Source organism: Rhodopirellula sp. SH410, from assembly GCF_055811895.1.
Genome location: NZ_CM147949.1, coordinates 4,918,170 through 4,930,048, shown reverse-complemented (window position 1 = coordinate 4,930,048; position 11,879 = coordinate 4,918,170). Strand labels below are relative to the sequence as shown.

Here is an 11,879-nt window from a genome sequence, read left to right as displayed (position 1 = left end):
TCACGCTCTGAGCCGGGTTAGCCAATCTCGCCATTTTCTGCGAGATTGGGATTTTTCAAACCAGAACGACAAGTAGGACACCGCCGGTACCATGCGAATTTTGTTGACGAACGACGATGGCGTCTATGCTCCTGGGCTCGCTGCGTTAGGGCAGCAACTCCGACATCTGGGGGAGGTGATCGTCGTTGCCCCAGCAACCGAACAGAGTGGTGTGGGGCATTCGATTACCTTCCTGACGCCACTTGTCCCCAAGTCGATTCATCGCGATGGACGCCACTGGGCGTGGGCCGTCGAAGGATCGCCCGCGGACTGTGTCAAACTCGCGCTGGCAGAACTGTTCGCCGACGCCCCCATCGATTTGGTCGTCAGCGGTATCAATAATGGATTGAATGCCGGAATCAACGTGCTGTACTCGGGCACGGTCGCGGCCGCGATCGAGGGTGCGTTCTTCGGTGTCACCAGTGTAGCGGTCTCGCTCGAAAGCGACGACGACTCCGATTTCGATGCCGCAGCGGTGATTGCTCGGAATGTGATCGGGCAATTGATCCAGCACGAAGAATCCGCGGGGGGGTTGTTCAACCTGAACATTCCCACCGCGGCCACCAAGTCGGCCAGCGAAGTGAAGATTGTCCCGATGGGGCTGGCCCAGTACGGACGTCGCTATGAAAAACGGCAAGACCCCGGCGGCCGCGACTACTACTGGGCATTGTGGACTGAGCCCGACGAGCCACCGGCGGAAATGACTGACGTGATCCAGCTACGCAGCGGCAACACCACATTGACACCCCTGCACTTCAACCTCACCCGCAGCGAGTTGCTCGAGAAGATGAACGGTTGGCAGATCCGCGGCTAAGGAAATACCCGCGCACCATTTCGGCCGCCCCTTTTTTCCGGCCCGCCTCCGACCCGACCGCTCCCTCTTCTCGGCTCCCTCGTCTCGACGTTCGCTTGATGAGTTCCACGTCTGCAACCGACGCTGTACGGGGCTTCGACCGCCCAAACGATCCGCCGACCGAGACCCCCAAATTCGCCCTTGTCAGTGAATTTTCGCTGCGTCCGCGGTAAACGAATTTTGCTACGGGCAGAATCTCGCCTACGACGTAATTCAATGGATCGTCGTTGGGCGATAGATTACACTGGGTTTGCGTTGCGGTATTGTGTTGCGATTATAATGTGCCTTGGCATTCTGCCCCGCCCCCCCCAAGGCATCTCATTTTTCACTAAACCCTCAAAAGTGCAGTAAATTAGATGACGAAACAATGTAAGCGATCCCGTGGGTTCACTCTGGTGGAACTACTGGTTGTCATCGCAATTATCGGTGTGCTCGTGGGCCTTCTGTTGCCTGCTGTACAGTCTGCTCGTGAAGCGGCCAGGCGGATGCAGTGTAGCAACCGCTTGAAACAGATGAGCTTGGCATTACACAACTATCATTCCTCGTTCAACACGTTCCCAGCGGCTGGCGTGCTGCCCAAAGGGCAAAATTATGCTCGGTACTACCCAGGGATAACCGTTGCTCTGCTGCCCTACATTGAACAGCAGGCACGATATGAAACGATCCAGCGTCGGTTGGCACTGTCCACCAGCGCCTTCACGCGGATGTTCAATGGCGAAGAATATGAATCGGTATTGTCTGGGGTGATCTGCCCGTCGTCGCCGAATTCGTCCAAGCCGTCGCCCTACGCGAACAATGCACGAATTAATTACATGTTCAACATGGGCGATGGCATGCTGAAACTCGATGCGGCATGGCACCACCCTAACTACGTCAATAACAAATACGTTCAAGCCCGGTATCGCGGACCATTCCACCTGGAGTCATGGGTTAAATTTCGCGACATTCTCGATGGCACCAGCAACACGCTTGCCTTCAGCGAATCCGCTAGTGCTGCCACGGGCAACTACTCGCTCGAAGTCAAAGGTAGTTCCGGCTACAACGCCGCGTTGCTCGATCCCGATGGTGCTCAGCCGATCATCCATCCGGACGTTTGCGTAACGAGCGCGGTTGATCCAGTGAACCGCCAGTTGTACCTCAACCCCTGCGATAGCTGGCGTGGAAACTTCTTCCAGGCGGGGACGCCATGGAATGGTTTCCATACGGTCATTCCGCCTAATGGTCCAAGTTGCTGGGACAGCCCCACGGGCTACTGGGCGGCGATTTTTACACCCAATAGCTTCCATCCCGGTGGTGTCCACGGTTCCCTGTTAGACGGTTCAGTGCGGTTTATTACCGATTCCATTGACAGCGGAGACCTCACGCAAACCCAACCTGTTGCAGGGGCAAGCCCCTACGGCGTTTGGGGGGCTCTGGGGACTCACCAGGGCGGCGAAACGCCTCAGGATTACTAAACGCAAGCATGCGTTTGACTCTTTGGCGCTTCATTAGCGCCGGAGGGTAAACCTGGACCATTGGGTCTGGTCTTCATGAGGCGGGGATGCAGAAGAAAACCTGCGCAATGCAAAAGCATTGCAGCCCCAAAAATTTCGCGGACCAGGCTAAACCTAGCCGAACAGGTTCTACTCGGAATTAAGTGGCAGCCCTCCAGGCTGCGGGGTTTTCACGGCATGAGCTCCTGTGCCGAGTGATCCAAAACGCCTCCTGGCAAGCGTTTGCTTGCCGGGGGGGTGGCCGGATACTGGCACGCTGTCGGCTGGATGATCCCTGCTCACGCCAGCGTCCCCGCAGAGTTTGGGCCATTGCTCCCGGTATGCGTCATGCATGCTGTTATCAGAACGAGCGTAAAATTTCTGTCTGAAATTATGGTCGAACGCGGAGCGTTCGGCCATTCCGACCGCGGAGCGTTCGGCCACTTATTGCTCGTTCGTAAGCACGCACGCGGAAGTCGTTCCCCTTACACTGCATGGGTATCGGTCCGCGGTTACAGCGTTGATATCACGGGTTGTTGAGTGTTTGCTTCAATGGATTTTTGAGTGTTTAGGACACCAGGAACAATAAGTGACGGGTTTACCGTAGTGGATCTTGTTAAAGATCCTGTTCTGGATGGATCTTTAACAAGATCCACTACGCCAGTTATTGATCCCACGTTCCTTACTTGTACGCGAATGCTTAAGGGTTCATCGCATTAGAAACACGGGACGCTGGGCGCGGCAGTTCTGGCGATCCAACACTCGGTAGCAACTATTTCTGTGCTCGTGGAAAATCCCGCTGGCCTGTTATGTTGATACATCGATTATCTTGATACATCGATTTAGCAGCAGGTAAGCACGTCGGGTGAATTTATTCGGCATAATTAAAAAGCGTAGGCATATACGACACTTCTCCAAACTCATTGAGTGTTTTCGTAAGTGTGTTTAGCAGTGTACTGAAGCGCTCCCAGGCGCCAGCGGGGAGCAGTTGGTACTTGAGTTTTTTCCAAAGCATTTCAATTGCATTCAGCTCTGGACTGTATGGCGGCAGATGGTAGATGTAGAGTCCTTTCTCTGCCCAGTCTTCCATGCGAGTTTGAAATGCTCCGCTCGTGTGGACTGAGGCATTGTCAAGGACCACAACAGTTGGACCGTCGATTGTTTGGCAATAATCATCGAAAATTGCAATCACCATTTCGCTGTTCACGTAGCCTTTGTGGAGATAGGTGTGGGTTTCACCGTCTTGACCCTGAAACCCAATCGCTTGAACGTTGCTGCCGTGTGCCCCGGTTACGGGTATTTCGTAGCGTCGACCGATCGGTTGCCATCCGTAGGGAACAACTCCTTTGAGCGAGAAACCCGCCTCGTCAAAGTAAACAACGTTCAAATCCGGTTCTTCGAGAAACTCGGCTAGCTCTTCCTTGGCCAATTGAAATTTCTTTTCATCCCGTTTTTGCCGCAAACTTCGACGATAACGTTTCCAACTCAGCCGAAACCGCCTCGCGTATTCTCGCAGAGTGGGTCGCTTGATTTCCTTGCCGGTTTTTTCTTTCAGCTCTTTCAGCACCTTGGCTGGTCGATTCGGGTATTTTCGAAGTAGTCGCCGGAGAGTTTGCTGCTCTGAGGCGTTGAGTATCGGCGGCGCACCGGGATGCTCGGAGTCTTCAAGTGCGTCGGGGCCGCCTTCTGAAAATCTGTCAATCCAACTGGATACCGAATCTCGATCCACGCCAAAGATATCGACAAGGGAACTTATTTCGTACTGTTGGTCGCTGAGTAAGATTGCGTGCGCACGAACTCGCGTATAGTGGCAATGATGACTTTTCCACATTTCCGTCAGTTGCTGTTTTTGCTCGACTGAGCCAATTTGTGCGAATTTTGTAGAGGGGCGTGCCATTTGAATCTCCCGGTTCGTGAAACAGGGAGAAACATGATGCTTCGCATAATCTCGACCATCGAGCATTTGCTAGCAAATCAGAAAGGATTCCCAACTCAACATGGGTGCAAAAAGCTTGCCAGTTATACCGAAATACTTACCCAGATGTGCTTACTCAATAAGAAAGCGAGTTGGATGGACGAAAAACGTCCATCCAACTCGCTCTTTTGATTGTCATTTTGCAGGGTTGCTTATTCGGGACTACTGCCCATGGGGGCATACGCCTCGCCGGCGGACGCCGCAGTCGCCTCTGCATCGATGTCTTTCACAGCATCGCCCAGGTCTTCGGTGAAACTGTTTTCGCCCGTGGACGCGATCTCCACGCTGAGTGTTGTTGTGCCCGCTGTTCGGTACTCTTTCGCCACGACCTTGTACATCTCAAACTTTCCCGTTTTCAACATGCGATCGTACTCATTAATCTGCTCACGGGTGGCACCTTGTCCCGGGTGTTTTGGATAGGGATCGCCTTCGGTGACGGTTTTATTGACGATCACTTTGAATTTTCCAGCGGGAGCACCCACGTATTTTGTGGACGTCATCATCACCGCTGTTCCCGTCTCATCGGTGGTTCCACCGACGGGCCAACGCGTCAAAGCCGAATCCTCGGGGAAAAGCACGACGCTCGCATCCGCCAGCGGGGCGCCTCCCTGAGTGATTGTGATGGAGGTTGGGTACGTCTCAGGCATCCCTTCGGGGCGAGATTCACCACATCCCGTGATTGTGACAGAGGTCGCCAACATGACTCCAGCCAATGCCATCCAGCTTGCGTTCTTGAATATCATCTTTCGTGATCCCTAGCGGTACGAGTTCTGAGCAATGTGAGCAGATTTCTCGGAGGCACATCGCCCCGCTTAGAACTACCCACCAACGGCGTTAATATAACGTCTCATTGCGTCAAAAAAGTTGTCGCATCGCTTTCTGAGAGTGCCGCATCAACTTGAGACACATAATCACACGCTATATCAAGATAAGGTGATTTGATCGTGCCCACGACCGGCGGATTTAGAGTGGGACGCAGGGCCGCTGGACGCACGGCGCAAACGAGCGGCAACTACATCAACAACTCGTCCCGCAGTCCTGCCAGGTAGGCGAGCAGCGGTCGCGGGGCGCCCTTGCTATCGATCACGCCGGTGTGGGGCATGACATGCGGGAGTTGATCTGAGGCGCCATCCCAGACAACCGCGTGAACAATTTGCTTGGCGAGCAAGGTTTCGATTAAGGGGCGGGCATAATCGTATTGCTGGCGTGCCCAGGCGGCCGCTTGACCGTTCATCTCAGGGGCCAGCGATACCGGAGACGTCTTGATTCGCGCTCCTGGATCGATGCCTGGAGCGGCGGGGACCGATAGCTGCACGAGCAGTGGCGTGCTGAGCGTTCCCCAGCGATCGATGAGCTGTGCGAATTCGAGTGGTGTGCGCGGTTGCGTGTCACCCTCCTTGTATCCAAATCGAAAATTCAACCCGATGCCGGCCAGTCCTAAACCACTGCGCAGGAGCGCGTCGGCGAAATGAAGCGGCGAAATGCCGTCCGCGTGCCGCGCCAGGTATTCGCCACAGGGTTGATCGATCGACATCACGACCGGCGTCTGCGGATCGCAGCGGCGGATCGTTTGCAGAACGCCGATCGAAAATCGCATGACTTGCTCATCATCGAGCCCGAGGGGCCCGCAGATGTTCAGTCCCGAGGCGGCGTTCCATAAGTGCACACGGCCGCGAAACTCCATGACCGTAGCTTCTACGAATTTTGTCATCGCCGACATCAACTGGTCGAAATGGTTGTCCATGAGCGCCAACCAGTCCGGCAGCATTCCCGCGCGATGATCGATCACAGGACCGCCAATCACACGCATGCCGACGCTGGCGCACTCATCGAGAATTCGGTTCGCAGAGGCGAAGTCCGGTGTTCCGGACGCATTCTCAATTTCTCCCCAACTGATTCGGACGGCGACCGCGTTGAACGCCTGAGTGATCTCGCTGAAGATTGTTTGAGGAGCCTCATCGAGGCCAACGAGTGTTTTGTCGACGGATTGGGGCGAGCTCGATCTCGTTACGGCCGGCCCCGGCCGTTGCCGCGCTGCGCCCTGGTTTGCATTGCCCGAGGGCGGTACCGTCGTGTCGCTCGGCAGCACACCCGCAGCCATCATCGTGCTCAGGCGTGGCTCGCGGGTACGGCGGAACGCCATCGACTGGGCGGCGAATAACTTCGTCAATTCCGCCGCGGCTTGTTCGAGTAGCGAGATCGCTTGGATTGCCGCACGCGTCGAATGGATTTCCGCTTCACAAACGGCCAAGGCCCGGCCGGTCGCCTCGTCCTTACTACGTTGCTGCGGCCGAGGTTGCAACGCATCGAGGAAACTGACTGTCCCGCGGGTGAGCAATTCGTCAAAACGATCACTCAGCGACAGACCACCTCGCTGCCAAATATCCGCTTGCGATCGTACCCGGTGGCAGCTCCCACGCGCCAACTCAACGATCAATTGATGCGGAGCGTCGAGGCAGCGGAGTGAACACGTCGTCAATACCCGGTATCCGATGGAGTCGATCGGACACGTGATCAGTAATTTGGCGGACGTGTCAACGCTGCGTGTCAACGTCAAGCGTCCCCCCGCCTCAGCCGATGAGCGAAAGTCTTCTGGCAGGTTGCGTGCCGAGTCAACTGCGGCGACGCCGGAGGACTCGTGCGGGCGGAAAACGTTGCGGGTTTGCCACGGAACACCTTCCATTCCACACAGATAGGCATCCTCCCAGCGGCTCGCATGGAAAAAAACGGCCGCCGCATCTGGGACATGGAAGTGCATCTGACCCATGGCTGTCAAATTTCTCGGTGCCGTGTGCATGAATGGAAAAATCGAAAATGCTGCCGCCATTTCGGTCGGCAGGCTTCTATGGTAGTCGGTTCGGCGAGATGTCGCGAGAGAGGCCGATTTTTGCACATCGAGAAGCTATCTGTTCAAATGCGATCGGCTATGCGAAATTTGAGGAATGAACATGCCATCTCAAGAAGTCTACCGGTTCGATCCCGCCGGATCTCTACTGCAAACGAGCCTGCCTTTTCCTCGCCGGCAGGGGAAGGTCCGCGATGTCTACGATCTAGGCGATTGTCTGCTGATTGTCAGTACCGACCGTATTAGCGCATTCGACTATATCCTCCCATCGGGTATTCCCGGCAAAGGTCAGCTGTTGACCGAAATGAGCCGGTTTTGGTTCGACGCGATTGATGCCGGAGAAATCGGCGGGCGATTGGCTGACGCGGGAACGCCGCTGCGGCATCACTTGATCGGCACCGAGGTTCCCACGCGGGTTGCCGAACGCGTCGACCCGGCTCCGTTGGAAGGACGGGTGATGGTGGTACGCAAAGCCGACGTGGTCCCTTTTGAATGTGTCGTGCGGGGTTACCTCGAGGGCAGTGGCTGGCTCGCATATCAAGACTGCGGTGAGATCTGCGGCGTGGCACTCCCACCAGGCCTGCGGCAATGCGAAAAACTCGACACTGCGATTTTCACGCCGGCTACCAAAGCCGAAGAGGGCCATGATGAGAACGTGCCCATCGAGGTGATGGCCGAGCAGCTCGGCACCGAAACCGCACACCAACTTCGCACCATGAGCCTGGTCATCTACGAAGATGCGGCTCAAATCGCCGCTCGAAAAGGCGTGTTGATCGCTGATACCAAATTCGAGTTTGGGCACTGTGCAGGGAGCCTGATGCTGATCGACGAGGTTCTGACGCCGGACAGTTCCCGGTTCTGGGCTGCGGACGAGTACGAACCCGGCCGAGCCCAACGTTCATTTGACAAGCAATTCGTGCGAGAATGGTTGCAAGCCTCGGACTGGGACCGCAATAGCCCGCCGCCTCCGCTACCAGATGAAATCATCAAAAAGACCGCGGACCGCTACCGCGAAGGTGCCGATCGCTTGCGGTCGTAGCATGGCATTCGCGGTCTACGGCAGCGTTTGCAACCTACGAATCGGGATTAGATGAAATTACGAATCACGACCCTGCTGTTTATTGCCATTCTCGGCAGCCCGTGTATTGCGTGGGCGCAGGAGGGGCAGGGGAGCGTTCCGGCTGAATCGTCAACCGCTGAATCTCCAACGACGGCAGACGCTGTTTCCGTCGCTGCACCGAACCACGGAATGTCAGGCACAGACGTTTCCATCGCGATTTCGAACGGCCAAGCGGAGGTTGCATCCGACTCCACGCTCGACCCGACGCTGAAATCCTCCCTCCAGCAGGTTTACCAAACGGCCCAGCAGAATCTGCAGGCGGCAGCAGCGAGCAAGAATAACGCAGCCCGCTTCGCCAAGATGACGCAGGACGCGAAAACCGATTTCCAAACGATCACCGCGGATTTGCAGCGTCCCGCTAGCACGGATCTGGATATTCAGCCCGATGAAAAGTCCGATTCCATTTCACAGACGCTGGCGACTGCGAACGCCGAATTAGCCGCTGCGACCAATCTTGTGGTGACCCTTGCGAGCGAACCATTGCGTCGCCGGCAGCGGCTTGCCGAGATTCCTGGTGAACTCGCCAAGGCGCAACAAACCCTCACGGATACCACCGAACAACTCACGCTATCGACGCCCGTCAACGAGAAGCTGATTGAGACGCACGCTCGAGTCTCTTCGTTGCAAGCGCGTTCGCTCGCCGCCGAGGCTCGCATCGAGGAGTTGCAACAAGAACAGACTGCCTACACGTCAACAGCAGAGTTACTGCCGCTCCGCAGGCGTCTCGCCGACCAGCGAGTGGAGACACTCCGAGCTCGCATCGATTTGCTTCAAGCCACGCTGCTGAAACGACAGAAGGCCGAGGTGCAGGATACCACCAACGACCTGCGAGGTGACTTGAGCAAAGTTAGCGGCCCGCTGAAGTCAATCGCGCTGAGCAACATTCAGCTCAGTGAGTTGCACCAGAAGCTGATCAGTCAAGCAGCCGATGCCAACGAAGCACTCGACGATATTCGCGAAGCGACTCAAGCCGCCCAGGCGGAACTGAAAACATCGCGTGAGCGGGTCAAGGCGGTGGGCTTGACCGACGCCCTGGGACTGATGCTTCGGACGCGGCGTAGCGAGTACGAGAAGCTCCGCCAAAAGTATCTGCCTTATGAGGACTTGAAGGATCGCATCCAGGACCTCCAGGTCGCGTCGTTTCAATTGGAAGACGCACTGAGCAGTATCAACGATCAGATCGAAGCGGCTCAATCGCTCTCGAGCGTCCCTGCGGGGATAGGAACGAGCGGGAATTTACAGTCTGAAATTGTGGTCGAACGCTCCGCGGTCGACCATTCATTTTCCGCTCGTTCCTTAACGCCTCGTAGCGGTTCGGGAGACGCGTCGTCGGCCTCGGGGATCCCCGATGACGCGGGCCCCGATCAAGTTTCGCTTTTAAAAACTCGCAAAGAGCTGCTCAGTGCGACGCTGCTATCGCAGAATACCGTTTTACAAACGCTGCTCAACGGGGATACACAACGACGGCTCTTGCTGCAGGAAATTGATCTCTACATCCACTTCATCGACGAGCAGGTGTTTTGGATCCGTAGCTCGCCAGCGTTCACCACGGGCGAACTGCGATCGGCGCCGCAGGCGATCCAATGGTTTGTTCAGCCCAACAGCTGGAGGCGTGTGATCGATCAAGCGCTGGGGAACATCGCGCGCTATCCGATGAACTGTTTCCTGGCGTTGATGGCGATTGCGGCGTTGTTCTGGGCACGTCCACGACTTCGACAAACCATCGATCTCGCGTCGAAGAAAGCACGACGATACAAAGCGGCCTTTCGACCCACGATCGAGACTCTCGTCGCGACGATTTTGCTAGCGATTGCCTTGCCAGCTGTTTTCCTATTCATGGGCGTGCTGCTCGTCGATCGCGTAACCGTCGATCCGTTTGTCGATGGCGTTGGCGCCGGTCTGATTTCGGTGGCGTTGTTTGTCTCACCGCGGACGTTGCTACGTGAGGTATGTCGGAAGGACGGATTCGGGGACGCACACTTCGGCTGGAACGAAGCGGTGCGGAAGATGTTGCGTTTTCACCTGCGATGGTACATGGTTCTCGGTGCCCTCGGCGCCTTTTTGCTCGTGCTCGGACATGGGAATCCAGACCAAGAGGCACGTACTCTGACCGAGCGATTGACCTCCGTCTGTTTGTTCTCCATGTTCGCCGTTTTCAACCACTTTGTCTTTCGGCCGGGCAGCGAGATGTTTGCTCAGATCGGCAGTGATCGTCCCGATTCCACGCTTTACCACAGCCGGTACTACGTGTGGGTCCTGATGCTCAGTGTGCCAACGTTGCTCATCGGGATGTCGATCCTGGGTTACCTCGATACCGCGTTTCGGTTGGGTAAATCGATTCAGTTTTCGTTGATCTTACTCGTGGTCGTTGTGCTGTTGGTGGCGTCGGTATTCCGTTGGCTGAGCTTGCGGTACCGGGATATCTCGATCAAGCAAGCGAGAGAGAAACGCGAGAGGCAACGAGCTGCCGCACAAACCAGCGAGACGGATTCGCTGTCCGAGGAGGTTGGTATTGAACTGGTCGAAGATGAAAGGGCCGATCTCCCTACTCTCGATCGACAGACCCGGCAAACTGTATCCACACTCGCAACGGTGATTTCGCTCGCCGGACTCGCGCTCATCTGGAGTGACGTCCTGCCCGCCCTGGATATTCTGGATCGACTACGGGTAGGAAGCATGGGGACGGGTGAGGAGATTCATGTCTTCACCTTGAAAGATATTTTCTACATCGCCGCTGTCATCGCGGCGACGGCCTACGCGATCCGGACACTGCCCGGTGCTTTGGAAATGGTCGTTTTGCAGCGATCATCGCTGGACAGCGGTGCGCGGTATGCCTGGACAACCATACTCCGCTACGTGCTGATTGTTGGCGGCGTTTTGATTGTCATGAATATGTTGAGCGTGCCCTACCAACAACTCGGCTGGCTTCTGGCGGCGGCGTCGGTAGGCCTGGGATTTGGCATGCAGGAGATCTTTGCGAACTTCGTGTCGGGAATCATCTTGCTGCTCGAACGCCCCGTGCGCGTGGGCGATGTCGTCACCATCGGCGATACCACGGGTGTCGTCTCGCGAATTCAAATGCGAGCGACCACGGTGACGAGTTGGGACCGCAAAGAACTCGTGGTGCCGAACAAGGATTTGATCACCGAGAAAGTGTTGAACTGGTCGTTGTCGAACGTGATTAATCGGGTGACGATCAATGTGGGCGTGGACTATGCCGCTGACCCTGATGAGGTACGCCGCATTCTCGAACGCGTCGTTGGCTTGCATCCCGATGTCATGGCCGATCCCGCGCCGCTGGTCAATCTGGAGCAGTTCGGCGACAACTCACTGAACTTTGCCGTCCGATTTTTCCTCGCCAATTTGGACCGTCGAATCGGCGTCACCCACGAGATCAATGCGTCCATTCTCCGCGCTTTGAGAATCGCTAAAATCAACATTCCATTCCCTCAGCGGGACGTCCACATCAAGGTGGAGTCCAATCCTCAGGCACTGCCCATCGAACGGCCGCGTGATAGCACATCGAGCCCTGAGGAACGTTAGCCACCCGGTCGCTCACACGACACGGCATGTGA

General features: G+C 56.2%; 7 protein-coding genes. 4 read left to right on the top strand and 3 right to left on the bottom strand.

Features of this window, described 5'->3' with window-relative positions:
* Positions 1 to 91: 91 nt before the first annotated feature.
* Both surE and SH410x_RS17970 read left to right on the top strand, forming a co-directional pair.
* Positions 92 to 853: a 5'/3'-nucleotidase SurE gene (gene surE, locus SH410x_RS17975; protein WP_473669530.1), complete on the top strand. Its 762-nt coding sequence runs from the start codon at positions 92 to 94 to the stop codon at positions 851 to 853.
* A 395-nt stretch (positions 854 to 1,248) separates the two neighbouring features.
* Positions 1,249 to 2,346, top strand: coding sequence for a DUF1559 family PulG-like putative transporter (locus SH410x_RS17970; protein ID WP_473669528.1), 1,098 nt, complete (start codon positions 1,249 to 1,251; stop codon positions 2,344 to 2,346).
* Positions 2,347 to 3,235: 889 nt separating this feature from the next.
* Here the strand turns inward: SH410x_RS17970 and SH410x_RS17965 are convergent.
* The 3 genes from SH410x_RS17965 to SH410x_RS17955 all read right to left on the bottom strand — a co-directional run bounded on the left by SH410x_RS17965 (position 3,236) and on the right by SH410x_RS17955 (position 7,106).
* A complete protein-coding gene (locus tag SH410x_RS17965; RefSeq protein ID WP_473668492.1) occupies positions 3,236 to 4,327 on the bottom strand; it encodes an IS630 family transposase in 1,092 nt (363 codons plus the stop codon).
* A 164-nt stretch (positions 4,328 to 4,491) separates the two neighbouring features.
* On the bottom strand, positions 4,492 to 5,082 hold the full coding sequence (locus tag SH410x_RS17960; RefSeq protein WP_473669526.1) for a carboxypeptidase regulatory-like domain-containing protein: 591 nt from the start codon (positions 5,080 to 5,082) through the stop codon (positions 4,492 to 4,494).
* A 269-nt stretch (positions 5,083 to 5,351) separates the two neighbouring features.
* Positions 5,352 to 7,106: an endo-1,4-beta-xylanase gene (locus SH410x_RS17955; RefSeq protein ID WP_473669524.1), complete on the bottom strand. Its 1,755-nt coding sequence runs from the start codon at positions 7,104 to 7,106 to the stop codon at positions 5,352 to 5,354.
* Between the two features lie 181 nt (positions 7,107 to 7,287).
* Here SH410x_RS17955 and SH410x_RS17950 point away from each other — a divergent pair, with 181 nt between their 5' ends.
* Positions 7,288 to 8,223: a phosphoribosylaminoimidazolesuccinocarboxamide synthase gene (locus SH410x_RS17950; protein WP_473669522.1), complete on the top strand. Its 936-nt coding sequence runs from the start codon at positions 7,288 to 7,290 to the stop codon at positions 8,221 to 8,223.
* Between the two features lie 51 nt (positions 8,224 to 8,274).
* Positions 8,275 to 11,847: a mechanosensitive ion channel domain-containing protein gene (locus SH410x_RS17945; protein ID WP_473669520.1), complete on the top strand. Its 3,573-nt coding sequence runs from the start codon at positions 8,275 to 8,277 to the stop codon at positions 11,845 to 11,847.
* Positions 11,848 to 11,879 lie beyond the last annotated feature (32 nt).

Bases quoted from the DNA above. Each gene is read 5' to 3' on its own strand.
- SH410x_RS17955 (WP_473669524.1), bottom strand. From the start codon at position 7,106: ATGGGTCAGATGCACTTCCATGTCCCAGATGCGGCGGCCGTTTTTTTC.
- SH410x_RS17965 (WP_473668492.1), bottom strand. From the start codon at position 4,327: ATGCTCGATGGTCGAGATTATGCGAAGCATCATGTTTCTCCCTGTTTC.
- SH410x_RS17945 (WP_473669520.1), top strand. From the start codon at position 8,275: ATGAAATTACGAATCACGACCCTGCTGTTTATTGCCATTCTCGGCAGC.
- surE (WP_473669530.1), top strand. From the start codon at position 92: ATGCGAATTTTGTTGACGAACGACGATGGCGTCTATGCTCCTGGGCTC.
- SH410x_RS17960 (WP_473669526.1), bottom strand. From the start codon at position 5,082: ATGATATTCAAGAACGCAAGCTGGATGGCATTGGCTGGAGTCATGTTG.
- SH410x_RS17950 (WP_473669522.1), top strand. From the start codon at position 7,288: ATGCCATCTCAAGAAGTCTACCGGTTCGATCCCGCCGGATCTCTACTG.
- SH410x_RS17970 (WP_473669528.1), top strand. From the start codon at position 1,249: ATGACGAAACAATGTAAGCGATCCCGTGGGTTCACTCTGGTGGAACTA.